This is a genomic window from Kribbella yunnanensis (assembly GCF_039529655.1).
GTDB classification, from domain to species: Bacteria; Actinomycetota; Actinomycetes; order Propionibacteriales; family Kribbellaceae; genus Kribbella; species Kribbella yunnanensis.
Genome location: NZ_BAAANF010000005.1, coordinates 93224 through 118042 on the forward strand (window position 1 = coordinate 93224; position 24819 = coordinate 118042).

General features: G+C 67.7%; 23 protein-coding genes. 16 read left to right on the forward strand and 7 right to left on the reverse strand.

Annotated features, from left to right (window positions below; genetic code table 11):
- Positions 1-12: 12 nt before the first annotated feature.
- Entirely contained in the window at positions 13-411 is a 399-nt protein-coding gene (locus tag ABD231_RS09185) for an SRPBCC family protein (protein WP_344148090.1), read from the reverse strand.
- Between the two features lie 2 nt (positions 412-413).
- Positions 414-893 (reverse strand): MarR family winged helix-turn-helix transcriptional regulator, encoded by a 480-nt coding sequence (locus ABD231_RS09190; RefSeq protein WP_344148093.1) that lies wholly within the window; start codon positions 891-893, stop codon positions 414-416.
- A gap of 117 nt (positions 894-1010) precedes the next feature.
- On the opposite strand from ABD231_RS09190, the gene ABD231_RS09195 reads away from it, so the two are divergent.
- Positions 1011-2636, forward strand: coding sequence for a long-chain fatty acid--CoA ligase (locus ABD231_RS09195; protein ID WP_344148095.1), 1626 nt, complete (start codon positions 1011-1013; stop codon positions 2634-2636).
- A 678-nt stretch (positions 2637-3314) separates the two neighbouring features.
- On the opposite strand, the gene ABD231_RS09200 is transcribed toward ABD231_RS09195, so the two are convergent.
- Complete coding sequence (locus ABD231_RS09200; protein ID WP_344148097.1) at positions 3315-4130, reverse strand: aminoglycoside 6-adenylyltransferase; 816 nt, start codon at positions 4128-4130, stop codon at positions 3315-3317.
- 87 nt (positions 4131-4217) lie between these two features.
- On the opposite strand from ABD231_RS09200, the gene ABD231_RS09205 reads away from it, so the two are divergent.
- The 6 genes from ABD231_RS09205 to ABD231_RS09230 all read left to right on the forward strand — a co-directional run bounded on the left by ABD231_RS09205 (position 4218) and on the right by ABD231_RS09230 (position 10113).
- Positions 4218-6941, forward strand: a complete 2724-nt coding sequence (locus ABD231_RS09205; protein WP_344148100.1) for a DNA polymerase III subunit gamma and tau — start codon at positions 4218-4220, stop codon at positions 6939-6941.
- 30 nt (positions 6942-6971) lie between these two features.
- Complete coding sequence (locus ABD231_RS09210) at positions 6972-7601, forward strand: LysE family translocator (RefSeq protein WP_344148103.1); 630 nt, start codon at positions 6972-6974, stop codon at positions 7599-7601.
- 195 nt (positions 7602-7796) lie between these two features.
- Positions 7797-8216: a YbaB/EbfC family nucleoid-associated protein gene (locus tag ABD231_RS09215; RefSeq protein ID WP_344148105.1), complete on the forward strand. Its 420-nt coding sequence runs from the start codon at positions 7797-7799 to the stop codon at positions 8214-8216.
- A 1-nt stretch (position 8217) separates the two neighbouring features.
- Positions 8218-8817, forward strand: a complete 600-nt coding sequence (gene recR / locus ABD231_RS09220) for a recombination mediator RecR (RefSeq protein ID WP_344148108.1) — start codon at positions 8218-8220, stop codon at positions 8815-8817.
- Complete coding sequence (locus tag ABD231_RS09225) at positions 8810-9454, forward strand: DUF5063 domain-containing protein (RefSeq protein ID WP_132175992.1); 645 nt, start codon at positions 8810-8812, stop codon at positions 9452-9454. The genes recR and ABD231_RS09225 overlap by 8 nt, the downstream gene beginning before the upstream one ends.
- Before the next feature lie 8 nt (positions 9455-9462).
- Positions 9463-10113: a hypothetical protein gene (locus ABD231_RS09230; RefSeq protein ID WP_344148114.1), complete on the forward strand. Its 651-nt coding sequence runs from the start codon at positions 9463-9465 to the stop codon at positions 10111-10113.
- Positions 10114-10138: 25 nt separating this feature from the next.
- Here the strand turns inward: ABD231_RS09230 and dinB are convergent, their stop codons facing one another.
- Entirely contained in the window at positions 10139-11356 is a 1218-nt protein-coding gene (gene dinB / locus ABD231_RS09235; RefSeq protein ID WP_344148117.1) for a DNA polymerase IV, read from the reverse strand.
- Between the two features lie 62 nt (positions 11357-11418).
- Here dinB and ABD231_RS09240 point away from each other — a divergent pair, with 62 nt between their 5' ends.
- Entirely contained in the window at positions 11419-12627 is a 1209-nt protein-coding gene (locus tag ABD231_RS09240) for an MFS transporter (protein WP_344148120.1), read from the forward strand.
- On the opposite strand, the gene ABD231_RS09245 is transcribed toward ABD231_RS09240, so the two are convergent.
- The gene (locus tag ABD231_RS09245) at positions 12513-13109 is read right to left on the reverse strand and encodes a dihydrofolate reductase family protein (protein WP_344148123.1); all 597 of its coding nucleotides are present in this window, start codon (positions 13107-13109) and stop codon (positions 12513-12515) included. The two genes, ABD231_RS09240 and ABD231_RS09245, sit on opposite strands and share 115 nt — an antisense overlap.
- 57 nt (positions 13110-13166) lie before the next feature.
- Entirely contained in the window at positions 13167-13484 is a 318-nt protein-coding gene (locus ABD231_RS09250) for an ArsR/SmtB family transcription factor (protein WP_425554161.1), read from the reverse strand.
- Positions 13485-13726: 242 nt separating this feature from the next.
- On the opposite strand from ABD231_RS09250, the gene ABD231_RS09255 reads away from it, so the two are divergent.
- From ABD231_RS09255 to ABD231_RS09265, 3 genes are all read left to right on the forward strand, one after another.
- Positions 13727-14995 (forward strand): aspartate kinase, encoded by a 1269-nt coding sequence (locus tag ABD231_RS09255; protein ID WP_344148129.1) that lies wholly within the window; start codon positions 13727-13729, stop codon positions 14993-14995.
- 5 nt (positions 14996-15000) lie between these two features.
- On the forward strand, positions 15001-16098 hold the full coding sequence (locus ABD231_RS09260) for an aspartate-semialdehyde dehydrogenase (RefSeq protein WP_344148132.1): 1098 nt from the start codon (positions 15001-15003) through the stop codon (positions 16096-16098).
- A gap of 62 nt (positions 16099-16160) precedes the next feature.
- Positions 16161-17870, forward strand: a complete 1710-nt coding sequence (locus ABD231_RS09265; RefSeq protein ID WP_344148135.1) for a DUF4091 domain-containing protein — start codon at positions 16161-16163, stop codon at positions 17868-17870.
- Here the strand turns inward: ABD231_RS09265 and ABD231_RS09270 are convergent.
- The gene (locus tag ABD231_RS09270) at positions 17865-18854 is read right to left on the reverse strand and encodes a helix-turn-helix domain-containing protein (RefSeq protein ID WP_344148138.1); all 990 of its coding nucleotides are present in this window, start codon (positions 18852-18854) and stop codon (positions 17865-17867) included. The genes ABD231_RS09265 and ABD231_RS09270 overlap by 6 nt on opposite strands.
- 1049 nt (positions 18855-19903) lie before the next feature.
- Here ABD231_RS09270 and ABD231_RS09275 point away from each other — a divergent pair.
- The 5 genes from ABD231_RS09275 to ABD231_RS09295 are packed head-to-tail and all read left to right on the forward strand — an operon-like array spanning position 19904 to position 24791.
- Complete coding sequence (locus ABD231_RS09275) at positions 19904-20770, forward strand: ABC transporter permease (protein WP_344148141.1); 867 nt, start codon at positions 19904-19906, stop codon at positions 20768-20770.
- A 16-nt stretch (positions 20771-20786) separates the two neighbouring features.
- The gene (locus ABD231_RS09280) at positions 20787-21575 is read left to right on the forward strand and encodes an ABC transporter ATP-binding protein (RefSeq protein ID WP_344148144.1); all 789 of its coding nucleotides are present in this window, start codon (positions 20787-20789) and stop codon (positions 21573-21575) included.
- Positions 21576-21577: 2 nt separating this feature from the next.
- The gene (locus ABD231_RS09285) at positions 21578-22666 is read left to right on the forward strand and encodes a glycosyltransferase (protein WP_344148147.1); all 1089 of its coding nucleotides are present in this window, start codon (positions 21578-21580) and stop codon (positions 22664-22666) included.
- A gap of 17 nt (positions 22667-22683) precedes the next feature.
- Complete coding sequence (locus tag ABD231_RS09290; protein WP_344148150.1) at positions 22684-24015, forward strand: glycosyltransferase; 1332 nt, start codon at positions 22684-22686, stop codon at positions 24013-24015.
- On the forward strand, positions 24012-24791 hold the full coding sequence (locus tag ABD231_RS09295) for a hypothetical protein (RefSeq protein WP_344148153.1): 780 nt from the start codon (positions 24012-24014) through the stop codon (positions 24789-24791). The genes ABD231_RS09290 and ABD231_RS09295 overlap by 4 nt, the downstream gene beginning before the upstream one ends.
- Positions 24792-24819: the final 28 nt, after the last annotated feature.

The following is a 24819-nucleotide window of genomic DNA, read 5'->3' on the forward strand; positions in this document are numbered from 1 at the left end:
GGCAGCTTCTGGTCAGGCGCTGTGGGCCAGCTGACGCAGGCGGTTGGCGAGGCGGGCCAGGCGGATGGTGGCGATGTTGCGGTACGCCGGGCGTAGGACCGTGGCGAGTGGGCCGGTCTGCTCGAAGGTGTGGGTGACCTGGCTGTCCGGGCCGATGGTCCAGGTGCCGACCTCGCGGAAGCCGGGGACCTGCCAGGTGATCTCGATGCGGTCCGCCTCGACAGCTGTGTAGTGCAGCTCGCCGGACAGGCCGGGGCGCACACGTAGCTCATAGTGGGAGCCCTCCGTCGCGGCCGGCGGGCCGTCGATGGCGAGGAAGGCCTCGTTCCACTCCGGCAGGGTGAGGGCATCCAGCAGAAGGTGCCGGATGGCGGTCGGACGGGCCGGGATGGTGTCGGTGGCTTGCTCCATGTCTATCTCTCCTGGGCGAATGCTTGGGCGGGGTCTCTGCGGCGGGCCAGGGCAGCGCCGGCGGGGAAGCCGTCGGCGACGGCGCGGAGGGTCGCGATCGTCTCGCTGAGCTCGCGGCCAGTGACCAGGCCGTCGATGGTCCGGTGCAGCCGGTTCTCCGCGGTGACAACGCGGCGGTGCAGCGCGCGGCCCTGGGCGGTCAGGCTCAGCGCGAGGTAGCGCCGGTCCACCTTGTCGACGCTGCGCTGCACCAGGCCCTGGGCAACGAGTCGGTCCACGAGGCGGCTGGGGCTGTTACCTGTCTCACAGACCAGCAGTCCGCCGAGTGCATTCAGTGTGAGTGGGCCGTGGTCGCGCAGGACCCGCAGAACCTCGGCCTGTGAGGGCGTGATCCCCAGCGGGCGCAGCTCTGCGGCGAGCAGCCGGTTGCCCTCGCGCTGGATCGCCAGCACGAGATAACGCAGCTCCTCCAGGACCTTCATGGCCAATAGATTACACGACACGTATGTCATGTCATCTATCTGGGTGCAGGAAGAGTGCCGGAAAAAGTCCTGCTGAGGTCATGGTCAATGCGACATCGGGACTGGCACAGTGTCTGCATGAAGGGTCTGATGCAGGACTACCAGCTGTCCCTGGACACCATTTTTCTCCGGGCCGAGCAGTTCTTCCCGGACCGGACCGTGCACACCGGCGGGCCGGCGCCGACCACGGTGACGTACGGCGAGTGGGCCGCGCGGACCAGACGCCTGGGCGGCGTGCTGGACACGCTCGGGATCACCGCGGACGGCCGCGTCGGTACCTTCGCCTGGAACTCGGGACGCCACCTCGAGCTGTACTTCGCCGCGCCGTGTACCGGCCGCGTGCTGCACACGCTCAACATCAGACTCTTCCCCGACCAGATCGTCTACATCGCGAATCACGCGGAGGACGAGGTCGTCTTCGTCGACCGCTCGCTGCTGGGGCTGTTCCTGCCGCTGCTCGACCGCCTCCCGCTGCTCAGACACATCGTGGTGATGGACGACCTGCCCGCCGGCGCACCCGGTGTCGAGGTGCCGGACGACTCGCGCTTCCACGACTACGAGGAACTGCTGGCCGCTGCCGAGCCGGTCGAGTTCCACGTCGAGGACGAGAACCAGGCGGCCGCCATGTGCTACACGAGCGGTACGACGGGGAATCCGAAGGGTGTCGTCTATTCGCACCGCTCCACCTGGCTGCACTCGATCGGTGTCCTCACGAACTCCGCCATCGGCCTGGCCGAGACGGACACCGTGATGCCGGTCGTGCCGATGTTCCACGCGAACGCCTGGGGTCTGGCCCACGCGGCGCCGATGGCCGGCTCGAGTCTGGTCTTCCCGGGACCGGACATGAGCCCGCAGGGCATCCTCAAACTGATGAAGGAGCAGGACGTCACGCTGGCAGCCGGCGTCCCGACGATCTGGCAGGGCCTGCTACCGCTACTCGACGGGGTCGAACTGCCCCACCTGCGGCGGATCCCGTGTGGTGGTTCCGCGGTGCCGCTGGCGCTGTCCGAGGCCTTCCGCGCCAAGCTCGGCAAGCCGATCCTGCAGGCCTGGGGCATGACCGAGACCAGCCCGGTCGCGACGGCTGCTCACGTCCCGCCGCGCTACGCCCACCTCCCCGAGGAGGAGCAGGCCCACTTGCGAGCCAGGCAAGGCGTCCCGATCCCCGGCGTCGAGGTGCGAATCGTCGAGCCCGGCTCGATCACCCCGCTCCCCTGGGACGACGAGGCCACCGGCGAACTGCAAGTCCGCGGCCCCTGGATCGCGGCCGACTACTACCGCCCCGACGCCGGCGTCCAGCTCAACACCGAAGACGGCTGGATGAAGACCGGAGACGTCGCGGCGATCGACAAGTTCGGATCAGTGCGCCTGGTCGACCGCACCAAGGACCTGGTCAAGTCCGGCGGCGAATGGATCAGCTCCGTCGAGCTGGAGAACCTCCTGATGGCCCACCCCGACGTCAAGGAAGCCGCCGTCATCGGCGTCCCCCACCCGAAATGGGACGAACGCCCCCTGGCCTGCGTCGTCCTCCACGAAGGCGCCTCGGTCACCGGCGCCGACATCCTCGACTACCTCCGCCCCCAGGTCGCCAAGTGGTGGCTCCCGGACGCAGTCGAATTCATCGAAGAAGTCCCGAAAACCTCAGTAGGCAAGTTCTCCAAAAAAGACCTCAGAACCCGCTTCGCCAACTACCACCTCGAGTAACAGGCTCACTCCACTTCTGCCTGGTCGGTTCGTACGGCGGTGGTTGCTCGCCGCTGCGGTCGGCTCACAGAGGGGTGTGGCTGGGGTCGCCTGTGGCTGGGCTGCTTGGCGAGGTGGGTTACCGAGGTGGGCGTTGCTTGGGGCTGACGGGCTTGGGTTGCGGTCGGGGGAGATGCGGCCTGTTGGGTGACCCGTCGCGGTGGTTTCTGCTGGTTCACGGATGCTGGCTGTCATCCTGCGGCACTAGGCATCCGTGAACCCGCTTGCCCGGGTGCCGTCTCGCTCCGAAAGGTGCAGGGTGGGGTGCATCTTGGGCCGGTCAGGGCGGTTATCGTCCCCATCCGCTGTGGGGTGGCCGGTCCGCCACGGGTAGCTGCCCGACTGCACCCACCGCGGGCTGCTGCCCGCAAGCACCACCGCGGGTGGCTGCCTGTAGCACCACGGGGCGGGCTGGCTTCCAGGCCTCCGCCGCGCCCAACAACCGGGGGCTTGGACAGGACATGGTGGGCAGGAACAGGTGACTTCTTGTTGACACCCACCATGCGGTCTCCACACCCCCGAGAAATGGCACCCCGGTCAGGCGAAGGCCGGAGCTGAGATGCGTGAGGCAATCGGGGATTGCATTGGTCGTAGAGGGTGGGCGGCGAAGAGGTTCCGGGTAGCGGAGTGGTGGGGTGGTTAGGTGAAGGGGACGCCTAGGTGGCGGTGTAGGTGGGTGAGGGTGGCGTTGATGAAGGTTGTGGGCCAGGGGGTGCCGGTTGCGTCGGCTAGGGCTTGGCCTCGGTGGAGCATTTCGTGGCAGAGGTATTGGTTGGCGGCGATGATTTCGGCGGGGTTGTAGGTGGCTGGTGGGACTGCTTCCAGGGTTGCTCGTTGTTCGGGTGACAGGAGGGCGTTCAGGCGTTTGGCGCCGCTGGTACGGCGGACTCCGCGTTCGGCGAGCATTAGGCGGATCAGGAGGTCGCGGACTACGCCGATGCCTTGGTTGGCGACTACCAGTTCGTCGCGGCCTAGGACGGTGACCAGGTTGCCTAGAAAGTAGAAGAACATCGGAACGACGTGTTCGGGCCAGTACGGCGTTCCTGGGCGACCGTGTTCGGCTGGTTGGTCGCCGTCGGGGAACAGGGTGCCGTCGCGGTCGAACAGTACGCGGACACCGTCGTACTGGAAGCGGTCGAACGACGTGAGCGGGTGCGCGATCAGGTCTACGTGGAGCCAGTCCGGGGTGATGCCGAGGCCGCCGGCTAGTCCGGGGAGGCGGTCGGTGAAGACGGTTGGTCCGGCGACTTCGTGCAGTACGTCGTCCCAGTGCTGTGAGAACCAGTCGATACTCGCGTCGGTCACCACCAGGTGGACGTCCAGGTCGCTGAAGCGGTCCTCGGCGCCGGTCGCGTAACTGCCGATCAGGTAGACGGCCAGTACGCGGTCGTCGGCCGGGAGGCGCTCTTGGGCGCGTTGGATCATCACGTCGTACCGCTCGTCACCGGAGCCCATCCGCTCACCCTAGGTGGGGCGGGACCGGCGCGCGGATCCGATCCGGGCGGCGGTGGTTTTGTCGGCGGGCGGCGCTAGGGTTGCGGCGTGGAAGCACCCCTTGCGTTGTACCGCCGGTATCGCCCGGAGACGTTCGCCGAGGTCATCGGCCAGGATCACGTCACCGCGCCGCTGCGGAACGCGCTGAGCAACAACCGGGTGAATCACGCCTATCTGTTCTCCGGTCCGCGCGGGTGTGGCAAGACCACCAGCGCCCGGATCCTGGCCCGGGCGATCAACTGCGAGAAGGGCCCGATCGCCGAGCCGTGCGGGGTCTGCAAGTCGTGTACCGACCTGGCTCGCGGTGGGCCGGGCAGTATCGACGTGATCGAGATCGACGCCGCGTCGCACGGTGGTGTCGACGACGCGCGGGATCTGCGGGAGCGGGCGTTCTTCGCGCCGGTCGAGAGTCGCTACAAGATCTACATCATCGACGAGGCGCACATGGTGACCACGCAGGGCTTCAACGCCCTGCTGAAGCTGGTCGAGGAGCCGCCGCCGCATCTGAAGTTCATCTTCGCCACGACTGAGCCTGACAAGGTGATCGGGACGATCCGGTCCCGGACGCACCACTATCCGTTCCGGCTGGTGCCGCCGAAGGTGCTCGGCGACTACATGGCGACGCTGTGCGAGTCCGAGGGTGTTGCGATTGAGCCGGCCGCGCTGCCGTTGGTGGTGCGCGCGGGGGCGGGGTCTGTGCGTGACTCCCTGAGTGTGCTCGACCAGTTGATCGGTGGTGCGGGGCCGGCTGGGGTGACGTATGAGCTGGCGGTTGCGCTGCTCGGGTTCACGCCGGATTCGCTGCTCGATGCGTGTGTGGATGGGTTCGCGGCGCATGACAGCAAGGCTGTGTTCGAGACTGTCGAGAAGGTGATCGAGACCGGGCAGGACCCGAAGCGGTTCGCGGAGGATCTGCTGCGGCGGTTGCGGGATCTCGTGGTGCTGTCCGCGGTGCCTAATGCGGTGGTGTCGGGGCTGATCGAGGCTGCTGAGGACCAGGGTGAGCGGCTGCAGACTCAGGCGGCGGGGATTGGTTCTGCTGAGCTGACGCGGGCTGCGGACATTGTTGCTGCCGGCTTGTTGGAGATGCGTGGTGCGACGGCGCCGCGGCTGCAGCTCGAGCTGATCTGCGCGAAGGTGCTGTTGCCGGGCGCGGACGATTCCACGAACGGGATTCAGGCGCGGCTCGACCGCATGGAGCGCCGGCTGTCCATGGGTGTTCCCGCTGCGGCGGACGCTGGGTATGTCGCTTCCGAGCCTGCCCCCGACGCTGCCTCCAGCCGAGCCGCCGCCCGCGCTGCCGCTGGTGGAGGAGCTGATGGTGGTGCGGCTCAGAGCGCGCCTGCGCAGGCAAGCTCTGGTACGGCGGGCGCTATCGCACCTGACCGTGGTCAGGTAGCCGGTGGTCCCGCCGGCGGCGATGTGGCAGGTGGCGCCGTGCCACCTCGCGCCGCTGCCGCCGCAAGTTCGGTGAGTGGGCCAGGCGGGGCCGGGACGGCTGCCGGGGCTGACGGGGGCCGCGCGGCTGACTCCGCAGCCGGAGCGCCCGATGGTGCGAGCGGTGGAGCAAATGCCGCAGGCGGAGTCCCAGGTGCTGCTGGTGGGCGGCAAGGGGCGTGGGGGGATGAGCCGGCGGGGGTGAGTTCGCAGGCTGCTGCGCCTGCGCCTGCGCCTGCGGCTGCGGCTGCGTCCGCGGCGGCTCCTGCTGCTGGTGGGGCGTCGGCGGGGGCTGTGGGGTTGGCGGATGTTCGGCGGTTGTGGCCTCAGGTTTTGGAGGCTGTTAAGGCTAAGCGGCGGTTCGCTTGGATCATGCTGAGCCAGAATTCGCAGGTTATTGCGGTTGATGACCAGACGTTGACGCTGGGGATGGTCAATGCCGGGGCGCGGGAGAGCTTTGCGCGGTCCGGGAGTGACGAGATTCTGCGGGAAGCCATGATCGACACGATCGGGTTGAACCGGCGGATCGAGGCTGTGGTTGATCCGTCCGCTGATCCGGGTGCGGGTGGTGGCGGGGTTGCTGCGCCGCGGGGTGGTGGGCCGCAGGGTGGGGCGAATTCGCCGGCGCCTGGTGGTTCGGTGGGCGGCGGAGGCGGGACGCCGGCTGGTGGATCCACGGCCCCTGCAGGTGGAGGCCCGGGAGCGAGCGGTGAGTTCGGTGCGGGTGGCGGAGCAGGTGCCGCGGGCGGTGGTGCGAGTGCTGCAGGTGGGGGTGCGGGTGCCGCAAGTGGGCGTGCGGGTGCCGCAGGTGCTGTGCCGGGCGGCGATGCGGCGGGTGGCGGGTCGGTTGGGGGAGGCGGTGTCTCGTCGACCCCCGCGGCAGTCGTTGTTAAGAGTGGAGCTGGTGCTGCTCGGTCGGGGAGTTGGGGGGACGAGGCGGGGGCTGTGGCTTTGCAGGAACCGCCGCCGGATCCGGAGTACGACGTACCGGAGCCTGAGGCGTGGGAGCAGAGCACACCGGCAGTAAGGGCTCCGGCAGCAGCGGCTCAGACGGTGTCGGTGCCGGCGGAAGCAGTGGCTGGCGGCGAGGGGGACCGAGGGCAGCAGGCTGCTAGTAAGCGGCGGGCGGCTGAGGCGGCGGTGGCGGCTGAGCAGGCTCGGCGTAGTGCGGCTGCGCCTGTCGTCGAGGCCAAGGCGTTGACGCCGGAGGAAGAGGCGGACGCGATCGGTGAGGACGATGTGGTCCTCGAGGAGGACTCGCGGTCGCACACGGATCTGCTGCGGGACACGCTCGGGGCCGAGATCATTCTCGAAGAAACCAACGGGACCAGGTGAGAAAGCACCTCGTCGTGTGACGATCGAGGGGTGCCAATCGATGAGCAGGTCTTTGTTGCGTTCGTTCTGACGACGTTGCTGGCGATGGTGGTGCCGGGGCCGGACATGTTGTTCGTGCTGGGTTGTGGGATCCGCGGCGGCGCCAGGGCCGGGATCCTGGCCACGGCTGGGGTCGCCACCAGCGAGATCATTCATGTGGCGTTGGCCGCGGCTGGGTTGGTCGCGTTGTTCCACGCGGTGCCGGCTGCCTTCACGGTGACCCGGATCGTGGGTGGCGCCTATCTGGTGTTCATGGGGATCCAGTTGATCCGCAAACGAGGCAAGGGCTTCGACGAGAACGCGGAGAATGCCGGTGTGTCCGGTCGGCGGGCCTACTCGATGGGGCTGCTGACCAATCTGATCAACCCGAAGATGGTGACGTTCACGCTGGCGTTTCTGCCGCAGTTCGTCGACCCGTCGCGGGGCGCGCTGTGGGTGCAGTTCGCGATCCTCGGGGTGGTGCTGGTCGCGCTCGAGTTCCTGGTGGACGGAGCGGTCGGGGTGACCGCCGGGCGGATCGGCGGTTGGCTGCGGACCCGGGAGAAGGCCCGGCGGCGGCTCGATGCGACTACCGGTGGATTGTTCATCGGACTCGGTGCGCGATTGGCGCTGCAGCGGTAGTTGTCCACCGGTTACCCACAGTGTCTGTGGGTAACCGGCGCAGGTTTCCACACGTTCCACAGGGGTGTGGGTGAAGCTGTCCACAGCCCTGTGGAAAACTTGGGGAGACTGGTCGGTTTCCGGGGGATCGAGGGGTTGTCGGGGTGACCGGCTAGGGTTGGTGGGAATTCGGTGGCGGCTCGACGAGGAGATCGCGTGTTCGACGGTGGCGGTGCTGGTGGTTTCGACATGTCCAACCTGCTCGCGCAGGCTCAGGCCATGCAGGACCAGCTGATGAAGGCGCAGGCCGACCTGGAGACCCAGGAGGTCGCGGGCTCGGCCGGTGGTGGGTTGGTGACCGCGTTGGTCTCGGGCACCGGTGAGCTGCTCAGCCTCGACATCAAGAAGGAAGCTGTCGACCCCGACGACACCGAGACGCTGGCCGATCTGATCGTGGCCGCGGTCCGGGACGCCTCGGAGAACGCGAAGGCCGCTGCCGCACAGGCGATGGGCCCGCTGGCCGGTGGCCTGCCCGGTTTCGGTGGCCCGGCCGGTGACGAGCCGAGCTCTGAGCTGCCCGGTGGCGGGATCGGTTTCACCAAGCCGTCCGGTCCGCCCGGCCAGAACCCGGTCTGACGTGTACGAGGGGGCCGTTCAGGACCTCATCGACGAGCTCGGCCGGTTGCCGGGCGTAGGGCCGAAGTCTGCCCAGCGGATCGCGTTCCACCTGCTGGCGTCCGACGAGACCGACGTACGGCGGCTGGCGCACGTGCTGGTGCAGGTGAAGGAGAAGGTCAAGTTCTGCGAGATCTGCGGCAATGTCGCGGAGGAGCCGCAGTGCCGGATCTGCCGGGACCCGCGCCGCGACCTGAGCCTGATCTGCGTGGTCGAAGAGGCCAAGGACGTGGTCGCGATCGAGCGGACCCGCGAGTTCCGCGGCCGCTACCACGTGCTCGGCGGGGCGATCTCGCCGATCGAGGGCATCGGGCCGGACGAGCTGCGGATCAAGGAACTGCTGCAGCGGCTGGCCGGTGGCGAGGTCATGGAGATCATCCTGGCCACCGATCCGAACCTCGAGGGCGAGGCGACGGCGACGTACCTGAGCCGGTTGCTGCGGCCCATGGGCTTGCGCGTGACCCGATTGGCTAGTGGACTTCCAGTAGGCGGTGACCTCGAGTACGCCGACGAGGTCACACTCGGACGGGCGTTTGAAGGGCGACGATCGATCGATGACTGAATCAACCGATATGGCAGAGCGCACGCTGAGCATCGGCTCGGACGACCTGACCGAGTTCGCGGAACAGATCGCCGACCAGGTGCAGAGCTTCCTGATCTCGGTGCGCGACATCGCCGCGCAGCCGGACGAGGACGGCGTCGACGAGGGACTCGCCTCGTTGCCGTACCTGCTGCTCGAGGTCAGCCAGCTGCTGCTGGCCGGCGGCCGGCTGGGTGCCTTCGAGGACTTTGTCCCGGAGGAGCGCTTCGAGTCCGACGCGGGCCCGGATCCGGATCTGGACGCGATGCGGGACCGGCTGGCGGTGCTGTTCGAGGGCCTCGACGAGTACGCCGAGGTCTTCGACCCGTATGCCGCGCCGCCGGAGATCACCGTGAACCGGCTCTCCGACGACCTGACCGCGATCGCGACCGACCTCGTGCACGGCCTGGCGCACTACGAAGAGGGCCGGATCGTCGAGGCGCTGTGGTGGTGGCAGTTCTCGTACGTGTCCACCTGGGGCGCGGCCGCGAGCGCCGTACTGCGGGCGATCCAGTCGCTGATCGCGCACGACCGGCTGGAGCCGGCCCACGACCCGGAGACCGAGGCCACCGACCGCGAGCTGGTCGAGGTCGCCGAGGAAGCCGTCCAGCGCCGGTAGTCCGCGCGGTGTCGGTCTATGAGGTGATCCGGCGGCTGCCCGATATCGGAGCGGTCCGCCGGGTCAGTCGCGCGCTCGCCGTCCTCGATCTGGTGCTCGGCGGGGACGACGACATCCTGCCGTTCTTCGCGTTCGACGCCCGCTGGTCGGAGACCGAGGAAACCGCGTTGATGCGGGACGGTTCGGGCAACGAGTACTCGATCGTGTTCTCGCCTGATGGTGCGTTCGTGTACGGGTTCGACCACGAGTCGCCGATGTCGCCGTACGCGAACGGCAGGAAGGTCTGGCCGGGACTGCTGGACGGCATCCCGGAGGTCTTCCACGCGGCACGCGACGAACCGGCGTTCTGCGATGAGGGTGTCCCGCGCGCGACTGTCTGCTTCTGGCGAACCATCACCGACGACGCCTGGCGAACCGGCCCGGTGGAGGTGAACCGCGATGGGGCGAACTACCTGTTCGAACTCCTCGCGGACGGGCGCCCGGAGGCGTACCTGTCATTCGCCGAGGACTACTTCGGTGTCGAACTCGACATCGAGCCCATCCGCCACATCTACGCCCTGATGCCACTCACCGAGTACGTCGTAACCTCCCTCAACCGCGAACGCCGCCTCCCCGACCTCGCCGAAGGAATAGCCGAAATCGGCTACCCCCGCTCATGACCGTCATGCGCTCCGCAAACGTCCGCTAGTCCGGGAGCATGGGGACGGTTAGGCCTTGGTCTCGGCCTAGGAGGATGCCTCGGGTGATGGCGTTGGTGCCGAATTTGTCTTTGACCTGGTCGAGGGCTGCGTCTAGTTCGTTGTTGGCGGCTTTGTCGAAGGGGAGGGCTAGTTGGAGGGCGGCTTCGTTTTCCAGGTTGCCTACTGAGATGCCGATCATGGTGAGGCCTTGGGTGGTGATGAGGGGCTGGGCGGCGGCCAGTAGGGCGCGGGCGGTGATGAGGACGGCTCGGGTCTGGTCTGTTGCTTGAGGCAACGTGTGGGAGCGGGTGGCGCGGGTGAAGTCGTCGAAGCGGAGGCGGAGGGTGACGGTGCGGCCGGAGCGGCCGGCGGAGCGCATCCGGCGGGTGATTCGGTCGACGAGGCCGGCCAGGATGGCGTCGAGGGTTGCCGGGGATTTCGGGGAGCGGCCGAGGGCGCGTTGCGAGCCGATTGATCGTCGGCGCTTGCCGACCTCGATCGGTCGGGGGTCGCGGTTGTGAGCGAGTGCGTGTAAGTGGCGCCCGGAGGCTCGGCCGAGCATGGCGACCAGCGCGGCCTCGGGTAGTTGGGCGACATCGCCGACCTTGGTCAGGCCGCGGGTCCGCAGCTTCTCCGCGGTCACCTCGCCGACGCCCCACAATCGCGAAACATCCAACGGATGCAGGAACTCCAGCTCGTACGCCGGGGGCACCTCGAGCAGCCCGTCCGGTTTGGCGATCCCACTCGCGACCTTCGCCAGGAACTTCGTCCGCGCCACCCCGACCGTGATCGGCAGCCCGACCCGCGCCAGTACGTCGGCACGCAATCGGCGCGCGATCTCGACCGGCGTACCGGAGATCTTCGCGAGACCGCCGACATCGAGGAACGCTTCGTCGATCGACAACCCCTCGACCAGCGGCGTGGTGTCCTCGAACACCTTGAAGACCGCCCGGCTGGCCTCCAGGTACGCCGACATGCGCGGCTCGACGACGATCGCCTGCGGGCAGCGCTGCCGGGCCTGGCCGCCGCTCATCGCCGTCCGCACGCCGAGCGCCTTGGCCTCGTAGCTGCAGGCGAGCACGACGCCGGCGCCGACGATCACCGGGCGGCCGCGCAGGCGCGGGTCGTCCCGCTGCTCGACCGACGCGTAGAACGCGTCCAGGTCGGCATGCAGGATTTTCGCCGTGTCCGCCGCCACGAACATATGTTCGCATACTCTCACGCGATCAAGATAGGGAGAAATCCCGAGGCGCCGCACGACTTTGTCAGGACAGAATCATCGTCATGGACCTGACGGCGTACCGCGATCTCTGGCGAACCCCTGGTGTGATGACGCTGCTCGCGGCAGCGCTGACTGCCCGGATGCCGGTGATGGCGACGATGGTCCCGCTGGCGTTCCTGGCCAAGGACGCCTCTGGGAACTTCGGCTGGGCCGGTGTGGTCGCAGGTGCCTACTCCATCGGTACGGCGGTCGCCAGCGTCGTCTGGGCCCGGATGGCGGACCGACGGGGCGCGCGCCGGGTCGTGATCGTCACCGGGATGGCGTGGGCGCTGATGATGGCCGTGACTGCGGTACTGCCGTACAGCTGGTACCGCGTGCTACCGGTTGCGGCCGCTCTGGCCGGTCTGTGCGTCGCGCCGGTCGCCTCGACCTCCCGGGCCGCCTGGCCGCGGTTGGCGCAAGGCGGTCGGCTCCGGGTCCTCTACGCGCTCGATGCATCGGCCACCGAGCTGCTGTTCGTTGTCGGGCCGATGCTCGGCGCAGTCATCGTCAGCATCGCCAGTCCGCGGGCCGGTCTGTTGTCCTGTGCGGTTCTGGCTGCCGCTGCGATCTGGTGGTTCGGGCTGAAGCAGCAGTCCACAGCTACCAGTCTCCCGGCGGACACCGAGCGGCCCACTGCCAAACAACTGCTGCTGCATCGCCACCGGCTGCCGTTGGTGCTCGCGTTCGCCTGCATGGTGACGGGCTTCGCCGCGATGTCGCTCGGCATCGTCGCCTTCGCGGATGAGCACGGCAACCGGCTGATCGCGGGCATCCTCGAGACCGTGGCCGCGCTCGGCAGCCTGATCGGTGGACTGGTCGGCGGAGCGCTACCGGGTGGCCGCGACTCCTACGTCTGGAAGCGGATGCTGGTCTTCACCGTGCTGATCGCCGGCTGTTTCTTCGCGACCGCTTCAGTGGTCGCCCTGGCGATCGGACTCTTCGCGTCCGGCTGTCTGATCGCACCGACGGTCGGTGCGCTCTACGAGCGGCTCGGCGCGATCACCCCGGCCGCTGCCCGGACCGAGATGTTCGGTTGGGTGCTCAGCGGCGGGATGCTCGGCTCTGCGGCCGGTTCGGCTATCGGTGGTGTGGTGGTCGAGACCTTCGGCGTCCGTTACGCGTGGGCCCTGATGGCAGTCCTCGGCGTGCTCGGCACACTCGCCGTACTGCGGGTGCCGCCCCATCGGCCGGCCGAGTCCACACTCGAGAGTGCTCCGGTCGCCGCGTAGTGCACCTTGTAGCCCGCCTCGAGAGTGCCGGAAAGCCCAGCGCACAAAGAGACGAGCTTGAAGGAGCGCCGGTCGAGTGCGGTGCCCTGTCCGGCGCGCACCGGGTGGATCTGCAACGTCACATCGTCCAGCAGCCGCCACCGCAGCAGCGAGCGGATCAGAGCGAGGCTCCCGATCACATGCAGGTCCGGACCGGGCACCTGCTTGAGAGCGGCGAGCACCCGGCGCGGATCGCCCTTCAGGACTTCGCTGTGCGGCTGGTACGCCACCGGGGTCGACGCGAGCACGAGCTTGCGGACGGACCGCAGTCCCGCGACCGATCCGGCGTACTGCTCGTAGGTACGGCGGCCGAGCAGCACGGTGTTCGCGCCCGCAGCCAGTTCGTCGATCACACTGCCGAGTGCCGGTGCTGGCAGCCAGCGCTCCGGCCGGTCCACGATCCCGTCTTCCGACATGCACAGGTTGGCAATGATCGCTCGCATCCGCGTCTCCTTGGTCGTCTACAACCTCGATGCAGGGAGTGGGCGGAAGGTTGCGGCTCAGTGGCGGCCGCGATGGATCTCGGTCTCCAGGGCGTCCAGCCGGTTGTCCCAGAACTTCCGGTACCGGTCCAGCCACCCGTCGATCTCGCGCAAGGGTTCCGGGGCGACGGCGTACAGGCGACGCGTCCCGGCCACGGTAACCGTGGCGAATCCGTTGTCGCGGAGGACGCGCAGATGTTGCGAAACGGCCGGTTGACTGATGCCGAACTCCGCGTTGATCGTCGCGGCGATGCTGCCGGCCGGCAGTTCGCCGTCGGCCAGCAGCTCCAGGATCCGGCGCCGGACCGGGTCGCCGAGGATGTCGAACGCGTGCACGCCGGCCATTGTTTCAGTGATGACTTATATGAACAAGTGGTCCACTCCGCCGGAGGCCTTCCGGCTCGGCCGGGCCGGCACGGGCGAACCTCCCGGCGCCCCGGCGATTCCCCGCAGCATCCGCCCGAGGTCTGGTCGGCCGGTAGGCAACGACGAGGTCACGGCTAGAATGAGCCCCGAGACTACGCCTGGTGCAGTGCCGCACGGCGTACCGCAACCAGTGGTTTTGAGGAGACACAGCTGTGGGACGCGTCGTGCACAAGTACGGCGGTTCTTCGGTCGCCGACGCCGATTGCATCAAGCGTGTGGCCCAGAGAATCGTCGCTACGAAGAAGGCCGGCAACGACGTGGTCGTCGTCATCTCGGCCATGGGTGACACCACCGACGAGCTGATGGACCTGGCCAAACAGGTCTCTCCGCTGCCGCCGCCGCGCGAGCTCGACATGCTGCTCACCTCGGGTGAGCGGATCTCGGCCGCCCTGCTGGCGATGGCGATCGCGAACCTCGGCTACGAGGCGCGCAGTTTCACCGGCTCCCAGGCCGGCGTGATCACCACGTCCGCGCACGGGAACGCCCGGATCATCGACATCACTCCCGGCCGCCTGGAAGAGGCGCTGGCCGAGGGACATGTCGCGATCGTGGCCGGGTTCCAGGGGGTGGCGCAGGACACCAAGGACATCACCACGATGGGCCGGGGCGCCTCCGACACCACCGCGGTCGCGCTGGCCGCCGCGCTGGAGGCCGACTACTGCGAGATCTACACCGACGTCGACGGCATCTTCACCGCGGACCCGCGGATCGTGCCGGCCGCGAAGCACATCCCGAAGATCTCCTACGAGGAGATGCTCGAGATGGCCGCCTGTGGCGCCAAGGTGCTGCACCTGCGCTGCGTGGAGTACGCGCGGCGTTACAACGTCCCCGTTCATGTGCGTTCCTCCTTCTCGCAGAAGGAAGGCACCTGGGTTGTCGATGCGAAGGAACTCGAACAGATGGAACAGGCGATCATCTCCGGCGTGGTCCAGGACCGCAACGAGGCCAAGATCACCGTGGTCGGTGTACCGGACAAGCCGGGTGAGGCGGCCCGGATCTTCCAGACCGTCGCCGGTGCCGAGACCAACATCGACATGATCGTGCAGAACGTGTCGGCGGTCGCGACCAACCGGACCGACATCTCCTTCACGCTGCCGCGCGTCGACGGGTCCCGGGCGATGTCCGCGCTGGCCCGGATGAAGGACGAGGTCGGCTACGAGCAGCTGCTGTACGACGACCAGATCGGCAAGGTCTCGGTGGTCGGGGTCGGCATGCGTTCGCACCCGGGCGTTTCGGCGAAGTTCTTCTCAGCGCTCGCCGACGCCGGCGTGAACATCGAGATGATCTCCACCTCGGAGATCCGGATCTCGGTGGTGGTGGACGAGAATCTGGTGGATGCTGCCGTGACCGCGGCGCACACCGCATTCGATCTGGACGACGAGCACACCCAGGCTGTCGTGTACGGAGGAACTGGACGGTGACCCCTGTGAGCGCTGTGGAGAACACGATCGACGACCGGACAGGTCTGCCATCACTGGCGGTGGTCGGCGCGACCGGCGCCGTCGGCACGGTGATGCTGGCCCTGCTCTCGACCCGGGAGAACGTCTGGGGTGAGATCCGGCTGATCGCCTCCGAGCGCTCCGCGGGGAAGCAGTTGCTGGTCCGCGGCGAAGAGGTCGAGGTGGTCGCGATCAGCGAGGCCGCCTTCGACGGCATCGACGTCGCGATGTTCGACGTACCGGACGAGGTGTCGGCGCACTGGGCGCCGATCGCGGCCGCGGCCGGTGCCGTCGTGGTGGACAACTCGGGCGCCTTCCGGATGGACCCGGACGTCCCGCTGGTGGTCCCCGAGGTGAACGCCGAGGCGGCCCGCAACCGCCCGAAGGGCATCATCTCGAACCCGAACTGCACGACTCTGTCGATGATCGTGGCGATGGGCGCACTGCACCACCGCTACGAGCTCGAGCAGCTCGTGGTCGCGTCGTACCAGGCAGCCTCCGGCGCCGGTCAGGAGGGCATCGACGCCCTCTACGACCAGCTCACCAAGGTGGCGGGCAACCGCGAGCTCGGGAAGACCCCAGGCGACGTACGGCGTGTTGTCGGCAACGGGCTCGGTCCGTTCCCGGCGCCCTTGGCGCTGAACGTCGTACCGTGGGCCGGGTCGCTCCGGGACGGCGGCTGGAGCTCGGAGGAGCTGAAGGTCCGCAACGAGTCCCGCAAGATCCTCGGCCTGCCGGACCTGAAGGTCTCCGCGACCTGTGTCCGCGTCCCGGTCGTCACCACGCACTCGCTGTCGGTGCACGCGCGGTTCGCCCACGAGGTCGACGCCGATGGCGCCCGTGAGGTACTGCGGGATGCCCCAGGCGTGCTGCTGTTCGACAACCCGGCCGAGGGCGAGTTCCCGACCCCGGCCGACGTCGTCGGCACCGACCCGACCTGGGTCGGCCGCGTGCGCAAGTCACTCGACGACCCGAACGCCCTGGAGCTGTTCGTCTGCGGCGACAACCTGCGCAAGGGTGCCGCCCTGAACACCGCCCAGATCGCCGAGGTCGTCGCAAAGGAGTTCGCCCCGGCGCAGCGTTGAATCGGATTAGGGCTGAGACAGTGCAGCTGTCGCGCCGATCGCTACTGGCAGGGAGTCTCTCGGTGGTGGTGCCCCTGGCTGTGAAGCCGGGGGCTGAACCGCTTGCGGCGCTGTGGGCGGTGAACGACGGCGAGAAGATCGAAGCCGACGACTTGGCGAATCCGAACAAGCAACGCAACAGCGCTTGGGACGGTCACACTGCGCGCGTTTTCGGCGCGCGCAATGAGGTGGTTGCGTTCCAGCTTGTGGCGCAGGCCGGTGCCGGCGGTATCGGCGCGCTCGAGGTTCGGTTGCCGGTACTGCGGCAGGTGGGTGGGCCCGGTGTGATCCGGTACGCACCGCCGGCCGCGGATCCGTCGTACACGATCGGCCGGCAGATCCAGGTCTTCTCCGAGCGTTGTATGAGCATTCGCGAGAAGTCCAACGCGGACTGGATCTATCTGCGTGATTCGCCGGCCGAGCCGCCGGACCCGTTGGGAAACAAACCGGTTCAGCTCGTTCCGGAGAATGCGGCCCACGGCGGGTTTCCGCTCTCCGTGCCGGCTGCGACCAACCAGGTTTTCTGGTTCGACGTCTACATTCCGCGGCATGCGCCGGCGGGGATCTATCGCGGCCAGATCGAGGTGCGCGCGGATCATCAGGTCCGGGTCGTGCCTGTCGAGTTGACGGTCTTCGCGTTCACGCTGCCCGATCAGAACAGCATCGACGCGATGTTCTACTACGAGGGTTCACAGGTCGAGCTGCGGTACGGACGCAATCTCGATCCGGTGTTCCACCGGTTCGCGCATCGCCATCGGGTCGAGTTCGTGGACGGCTACGACATCGCGAAGGCCAGTGCCGCCCGATCACGTTTCACCGGCGCGGATTTCACCAAGGCGAACGGGTACGAAGGCCCTGGCGAGGGCGTTGGGAACAACCTCGTCCCGCGCACGTTCTACGGTCCGGAACCGGATTTCGACACCCCCGAGAAAGCCAAGGCCAACGCGCCACTGTGGACCGATTGGCTGGCGCACAATCTGCCGGGGAAGACGACCTTTCTGTACATGCCCGACGAGCCCGGGGCCGAAGAGTTCGAGTACATCCGCTCGTTGTCCGCAGCCGTGCGGGAGTCAGGCGCGCCGCTGCCGATCTTCGTCACCCACGCGTACGACGCCGGTCTGGGTGACGCGATCGACATCTGGGCGACGGTTGCCGATCTGTACGACTCGAAGGCCGCGGACGTACTGCGCAAGCAGGGCCGGGACATGTGGTTCTACAACGGTCAACGGCCGAACATCGGCTCGGTGGTGATCGAGTCGCCGGCCACCGATCCGCGCGCCACAATCTGGGCGGCGTTCAAGCACGACGTACCGACGTACTTCTACTGGCACACCAACCACTGGCGGCACAATCGGCAGGTGCTGCCGGGTCGCGAGCGGAACCAGAACGTCTGGGTGGATCCGGTCACGTTCCACAACAAGCGTGGCTGGTGGGCCAACGGCGACGGCGTCCTGATGTACCCGGGGGAGGACCTCATCTACCCCGACCAGAACCGGGGCATCGCCGGCCCGATCTCGACGATCCAGCTCGCCAACTTCCGCCGGGGCATCCAGGACCACCTGTACCTGACGATGGCGCGCGAACGCGGTCTGGACGACCTCGTCGATCGGACGGTCGAGCAGATCGTCCCTGCCGTCCTCGACGAGGCCGGCCCGCGCGTCTCGTTTCCCCAGCAGGGCAACGACTACGAACGAGCCCGTCTCAAACTCGCCTTGGCCCTCTCGAAGTCATAGCCAGTTCTCCCGCGCGGCGTGCAGGGCGAGCTGGAAGCGGGTGCTGGCGCCGGTGCGGTTCATCAGCCTCTCCAGGTAGCGGAAGAACGTCCGACGGCTGATCCCGAGCGTACGAGCGATGGTGTCGTCCGCAGCGCCGGTTGCAAGCAAGGCAAGCAGCCGACGCTCGATCGGCTCCAGCCGGTCGTCCTCCGTGCCCACCGAGGCGTGCAGTGGCAGCGCATTGCGCCAGCACAGCTCGAACATCCCGATCAGCGCGGTCAGCAGGCTGCTCGGCCGGATGATCAGCAACGAGCGGTTCACGTCGGTGTCGCGCACCGACATCGACACGAACGCCATCGAGCCGTCGATGATGGTCAGCTTGGCCGGTACGTCGGGCAGTACGCGCGCCTGCTCGCCGGCTTCGACACAGGGCAGGATGTTCTCGGTCAGGTACCCGGGCACCTCGACCGACTCCGGTGAGTACACGACCCGGTAGGCGACGCCGCGGCTGAGCTGCTCGATCTCCTCCTGGTTCGGTCCGCCGATGTAGTACGGCGGGGAGTCGATCGCGAGGATCTCGCGCTGCGCACTGCCCTTGATCTGGTGGATCCGCTCGACGATCGCGCTGCCGGTGACGACCTCGATCAAATGCGTGGTCGACTCGTTATGCACGGTACGGCGGAACTCGTCGTACGCGTTCAGGACTTCGATCCGGGCCTGTTTGAGCTCGGACTCGCGGCGCAGCGTCATCGCCTCCAGACCGGCGTCCGGAGGCACTGGCAGGAAGCGTGAGTGGTCGGACCCGGACCGGCGTGCCAGGCCCGCCTGGACCAGCCCGCCGAGCACGGTGTCGATCGCCGCCGACCGGTCCGGGACGCCGTCGTCCAGCTCGGTGATCGACGAGGGCCCGATCCGCAGCAGATGCTGGTAGACCTTGATCTGGTCGTCGGTCAATCCGAGCACGCGCAAATGATCGGCACGCTCCGTGTCCGTGCTGCTCACGACTCGTCCCTCCCTTCCGAAAGCCGTCACCGTCCGCTACCGCCTCTCCAGCCTAGGTCGGGCACTCCAGCGCGATCCGCACTGTCCGTGTCCTGGTGAATGCAGGCAGCGATCTTTGTTGTTCTGTCAGCATTCTTGTGCCGTGTCACCATCCGGCCACCATTTCCGCGCAGTTGTGAGCGAGAATTGAGGTCCAGCAGCCCGGCGACGGACCACCTGAGCGCCGCCGGGCTGCTGTTCCAATTCTGGCGGTTGTTCGCTGTTCCGTCAGCGGAGCCCGTTTCGGTTGGGTCTCGATCCCGGCGTATCGGTGCCCTCGCACTCCCGTGCCATCACCGGCCGTGTTGGAGGGTGTACAAACTGTGCATCTCCATCGTGAGGCCGATGAGAAGGAGAGCCCGATGCGACCGGTGCCGCGCCACCCAGCCCGCGCTGCCGTCCGTCTCGGTTCTGCCGTCCCCGGTGCCCGTCGTTCGACGGTACCGCCTTCCTGTGCGGCCTCTGGCGCGATGACCGCCGCCCTGGTCATCGTGCCCCGTGTGAGGTCCCAGGTGGTGCTGAGCGGTGCTCCGTGGATGGTGAGGCTGTCCATGGGGATGCGGGGACACGACGTCCACCGCGCGGCTCGCCCCGGCCACAAGGCACCCCTGGGACCCCGCCCGTAGGCGGTATCGCGAACTTCAGGGTCGCCCCGTACGTCGTACTGGTGAATTGACCGGGATTTGACCTTGTTCACTGGTGTTCGCCGAGGCTGCTGACGAGCATCGGCGCTGTGTCATTTCCATGCGCTGGAAGGCGTTTTGGTGCCTGCGAGCCGTCAAATGTATATTCCGGATAACGATCGAAGCCGACCGGAGCGCCGGTGGCCGGTTCGATCGGGGCGCGACGCCGGTAGCCGTGCGTACGTCGTTGCTCACACTGGAGGACCGTTGTGTCATCGGCGCCGGAGCCGATCCGCTACTCTCTTCCCGGTCTGCGTGGCCCGGTCAAACGAACACCAGCGGCTGAACGTGGACAGGACTTTCATGGCAGAGAGAGGCGTCGCCTGAATGAACGCGACTAGCGTCGACGAGGCATTCAACCCGTCGGTGCATGTGTACGAACCGCACAAGGCCGGTCTGCCGCCCTTGCGCCCGTACTTCAAAGCACTCTGGGAACGCCGCGTGTTCGCGGCGGAGATGTCGCGCACCGGTATCCGTGCGGCCAACACCAACACCTTCTTCGGGCAGATCTGGTTGGTCATCAACCCGTTGCTGCTCGCCGGGGTGTACTACCTACTCACCGACATCATCGCGGGCGGTGCCGCCCGTCAGGACTCCGGCGCGATCTTCGCGCATATGTGTGGTGGCCTGTTCGCCTTCTACTACTTCCAGGGCGCGGTCACGACCGGCGCCGGCAGTGTGGTCGGCGGCGGCAAGCTGCTGATGAACATGGCCTTCCCGCGGATGCTGCTCCCGCTGTCGGCGCTGCGGACGGCCTTCTTCCGCTTCCTGCCGACGATGGGTGTGTACGCGGCCATCCACCTGCTCACCCGGCAGCCGTTGCACTGGGTGATGCTGCTGGCACCGGTCTTCCTGATCCTGCTGACGATGTTCGCGGCCGGGATGAGCATGATCTTCGCGGCCGTGCAGGTGTACTTCCGCGACACGTCCAGCTTCCTGCCGTACTTCATGCGGATCTGGCTGTACCTGTCGCCCGTGCTGTGGTTCGCCGAGAAGGCGCCGGCGAAGTTCCAGGACTTCATCCAGTACAACCCGCTCTACTCCCTCCTCGGCGGCTGGACCGATCTGCTGGTCCGCGCCAAGATGCCGGACGCCGAACTGTGGATCGGCGGCGTGGCGTGGGCGGTGGCCGCGCTGCTGGTCGGTTCGCTGTTCTTCATGTCGAGGGAGCGTGAGTTCGCTGTCCGTCTCTGAGGCCGAGAAGAAGACCATGTCAAACGTCGACTCAAGTCCGGCCGTCAAGGTCCAGGACGTCTCCATCACCTACCGGACCACGTTCGAGCGGGTGCCGACCTTCAAGAGCGCGATCGTCCGGTTCGGCCGTGGCGAGCGCGCGGTCCGCGAGGTCAAGGCCGTCCAGAACGTCTCCTTCGATGTGCCGCACGGCAGCACGATCGGCATCATCGGCGCCAACGGCGCCGGCAAGTCGACGCTGATGCGGGCGATCGCCGGCATCCTGCCGCCGACCTCGGGCCGGATCGAGGTGCACGGCCGGGTCAGCACGCTGCTGTCGCTCGGCGTGGGCTTCAACGCCCAGCTGTCCGGCAAGGAGAACGTCGTCCTCGGTGGTCTCGCGGCCGGCCTGACCCGCAAGCAGGTGCAGGAGCGGTACGAGGAGATCGAGGCCTTCGCCGAGCTCGGTGAAGGCTTCATGGAGATGCCGATGCGGACGTACTCGTCCGGCATGTTCGCCCGGGTCGCCTTCGCGGTCGCCGTGCACATGGACCCGGACATCCTGCTGATCGACGAGGCACTGTCGGCCGGTGACGCCAAGTTCAAGACCAAGGCCGCCGACAAGATGAAGGAGCTCGTCACCAACAGCCGGACGATGTTCCTGGTCAGCCACGCGATGAGCAGTGTCCGCGAGCTCTGCAACGACTGCATCTGGATCGACAAGGGCAAGGTGATGATGCGCGGCGAGCCCAAGGAGGTCATCGACGCGTACACCCACTTCCTCAAGGTCGGCGCCGCCGAGGCAGTTTCGCTCGAGGACCTCTGACGATGCCTGGCAGGACAGCGCCGGACGTGGGCATCATCACGACCGGCCACGACGTCGCCGATGCGCGTCTGCACAAGATCACCGCGGCCCTGCAGCACCGCGACCTCAGTGTCGAGCTGTGGGGCCTCGGCGAGCCTGAGGGTGGTCCGGCGGGCGCTGTCGTGCACGCCGGTCCGCGCGGCAACCTGGTGCAGCGGCTGGCCCGGACGGCGGTGCTGCCGTGGCGGACCAAGGCCAAGGTGGTGATGACGGTCGACCCGGACATGATCCCGGTGACGCGGCTCGTCACCACGTTGCGGCGGCGCAAGATGGTCGCCGATGTGCACGAGGACTACACCCGCCTGCTGGCGGACCGGGCCTGGGCGAAGGGTCCGGCCGGACTGCCGGCCCGGATGATCGTCCGGGCCAGCTCCAAACTGGCGGCCGGCGCCGACCTGACAGTTGTCGCCGATTCCCACCTTGCCCCGCACGAGGCGAAACAACGCCTGGTTGTGCAGAACTTTCCCTACATTCCGTTCCTCGCGCCGACGCCGCCCACGGGCACGCCGCGCGCGGTGTACGTCGGGGACCTGCGCGCCAGCCGTGGACTGTTCGACATGGTCGAGACGGTCGCCGCGGCTCCGGACTGGTCGCTGGACCTGGTCGGACCGGTGGCGCCGAGCGACCGTGACGAGTTGGAGGTCCGGATCAACCGGGCCGATCTGGCCGGGCGGGTCCGCCTGCACGGCCGTCAGCCACCGGCTGACGCATGGCGGCTGACCCAGGGTGCCTGGGCCAGCCTGGCCATGTTGCAGCCGACCCCGGCGTTCGTGGAAGCGATGCCGTCGAAGATCTACGAGTACCTGGCCAGCGGTCTCCCAGTGCTGTCCACCCGGTTGCCACGGCAGACCCGGGTGATCGAGGAGTCCGGTGGCGGAGTCCTGGTGGACTCGGTGGCCGAGGCGTCGGAGACGTTGCGACGCTGGTCCGCGGACCCCGGTGAGCTGGAGAAACTGCGCGACCACGCGATCCGGTGGGCGGCCGCCAATCTGCCCACCACGACGCCGTACGACGAATTGGCCGACGCAATCCTGAACCTGCTGAGAGCATGACTCCTGAGAGGACGGGCATGACCGACCGCCCACACATGTTGTACGTCGCCTGGGGGTTTCCCCCCTGCCGGGGTGGCGGTGTGTACCGGGCGCTGGCAACCGCGAACCGGTTCGCCGCGCTCGGCTGGAAGGTGACGGTGCTGACGGCCGAGCGTGAGACCTTCTACCGGTTCACCGGAGCCGACGCGACCCTTGAGGACAGGGTCGACCCCTCGGTCGAGGTGGTCCGGGTGCCCTTCGACTGGCCGGTCATGGAGACCGACCTGCGCCGCTGGCCGAAGGCCCGGGCGCGCAACCCACGGTTGTGGAGCAAGTGGCGCAACAAGCAGGACCTGATCCCCTTCCCCGAGCACGGCTACGGCCCCTGGCGCTCGGTGATCGAGGAGGCCGCGGACCGGATCCACGCCGAGAACCCGGTCGACCTGACCGTCGCCACGGCGAACCCGCATGTCGCGTTCACGGCGGCGTACCACCTGCACGAGAAGGCGAACGTGCCTTACGTGATGGACTACCGCGACGCCTGGCTGCTCGACGTCTTCAGTGGTAACCGGCTGCACGAACCGAACAGCCGGGCCGCGAAGTGGGAGAAGAAGCTCGTCGACGCCGCTCAGGAGGTCTGGTTCGTCAACGACCCGATCAAGGAGTGGCACGTCGAGCTCTACCCGGAGCAGGCCGGCAAGATGCACGTCGTGGCCAACGGCTTCGACCCGGAGCTGGTCCCGGACACCCAGGACCGGGGCGCGGTCGTCGATCGCCCGCTGACCTTCGGGTACGTCGGAACCGTGTCGCCCAAGGTTCCGTTGCAGGACTTCGTCGACGGCTGGAAGATCGCCGTCGAGCAGTCCGAGGAGCTGGCCGACGCGAAGGCCAAGATCCACGGCTACCTCGGGTACTACGCGGTGCCGCGGCCGGACATGCTGGCCGCGATCAACTCGGGTTCTGCGGAAGGCGTCAGCTACGAAGGCCCGGTCGGCAAGGCCGAGATCGCCAAGGCGTACGACGAGTTCGACGTCCAGCTGCTGATGCTGGGCAAGGGCAAGTACGTGACCAGCGGCAAGGTCTTCGAGTACCTGGCGACCGGATTGCCGGTCGTGTCGGTCCACGACCCCGAGAACGCGGCATCCGACGTACTGCGTGGTCATCCGCTCTGGTTCCCGGTCACCGACGTGACGCCGGAGGCCATCGCAGCAGCGTTGATCGAGGCTGCGCACGCGGCACGCACGGCCGACGAGGGGATTCGCCAGAAGGCGCGCGAGTTCGGCGCCGGCTACCGGCGCGACCTGGTCATGGACCCGCGCATCGAAGCGCTTGCCGACGTCGTGAAGAAGAAGAGCGAGGTGCACGCATGACACAGCAGAAGGTTGTGCTGATGAGCACCAAGCGGCTGAAGCCGGACTACTTCGACACCATCCGCGAGGACCTCGGGGGTGGCGACGATCTGGTCCTGGACGTGATCGGCTGGCTGGCGCCGATCGACGTCGTCGACGACAAGGTCAACACGTTCACGCTGATCGGCCCGGGCCGGATGCCGACCGCCGAGGACGAGTACGACGACTTCGACGACGATGACGAGTACGACGAGGACGCGGAGGACGACGGAGACGAGTTCGACGAGTCGCCGGATGCCGTGATCGCGCCGGAGTCCGTCTCGGACCCGAAGTCCGTCACCGGTGACGAGCTGACGCCGGCCGCGGCCGAGCAGCACGCCGACGGTGACCACGGTCATGGCCACGGACACGGTCATGGTCACGGCCACGGGCACCACCCGAAGAAGCGGCCGGAGCCGATGCCGTGGGGCACGGCCCGGGTGAAGCAGGCCGTGCGCTGGCGCTACCGCAAGGTTCGCCGCAAGGTCGGCCGGGCCGCGAACAAGATCGGTCCGGTGAAGTTCGTCCGGACCTCGCGGACCAGCAAGAACCTCAGCAAGGCCTACTGGAAGCGCGTTCAGAGCCGTCCCGACGTGCGCGAGTTTCTGGCGCAGGCCGATGTCGTCATCGCGCTGGACGCGAACGCGATCTGGGCGGGCTGGCACCTCGGGCAGGAGCGGCCGGACCGGCCGGTCGTGCTCGGTCTGCCCGCCGCTCGCCGCGAGCTCGACCAGCTCAAGGTTCCGGCAGGTCGCTGAGGTCATGTCCATGACCGGCCATCTGCCG

What these genes read in the sequence shown, in the direction of transcription:
- ABD231_RS09285 (WP_344148147.1), top strand. Translation starts at nt 21,578, where the DNA reads ATGCCTGGCAGGACAGCGCCGGACGTGGGCATCATCACGACCGGCCAC.
- ABD231_RS09200 (WP_344148097.1), bottom strand. Translation starts at nt 4,130, where the DNA reads ATGGGCTCCGGTGACGAGCGGTACGACGTGATGATCCAACGCGCCCAA.
- ABD231_RS09225 (WP_132175992.1), top strand. Translation starts at nt 8,810, where the DNA reads ATGACTGAATCAACCGATATGGCAGAGCGCACGCTGAGCATCGGCTCG.
- ABD231_RS09240 (WP_344148120.1), top strand. Translation starts at nt 11,419, where the DNA reads ATGGACCTGACGGCGTACCGCGATCTCTGGCGAACCCCTGGTGTGATG.
- ABD231_RS09185 (WP_344148090.1), bottom strand. Translation starts at nt 411, where the DNA reads ATGGAGCAAGCCACCGACACCATCCCGGCCCGTCCGACCGCCATCCGG.
- ABD231_RS09295 (WP_344148153.1), top strand. Translation starts at nt 24,012, where the DNA reads ATGACACAGCAGAAGGTTGTGCTGATGAGCACCAAGCGGCTGAAGCCG.
- ABD231_RS09195 (WP_344148095.1), top strand. Translation starts at nt 1,011, where the DNA reads ATGAAGGGTCTGATGCAGGACTACCAGCTGTCCCTGGACACCATTTTT.
- ABD231_RS09290 (WP_344148150.1), top strand. Translation starts at nt 22,684, where the DNA reads ATGACCGACCGCCCACACATGTTGTACGTCGCCTGGGGGTTTCCCCCC.
- ABD231_RS09245 (WP_344148123.1), bottom strand. Translation starts at nt 13,109, where the DNA reads ATGCGAGCGATCATTGCCAACCTGTGCATGTCGGAAGACGGGATCGTG.
- ABD231_RS09280 (WP_344148144.1), top strand. Translation starts at nt 20,787, where the DNA reads ATGTCAAACGTCGACTCAAGTCCGGCCGTCAAGGTCCAGGACGTCTCC.
- ABD231_RS09275 (WP_344148141.1), top strand. Translation starts at nt 19,904, where the DNA reads ATGAACGCGACTAGCGTCGACGAGGCATTCAACCCGTCGGTGCATGTG.
- ABD231_RS09190 (WP_344148093.1), bottom strand. Translation starts at nt 893, where the DNA reads ATGAAGGTCCTGGAGGAGCTGCGTTATCTCGTGCTGGCGATCCAGCGC.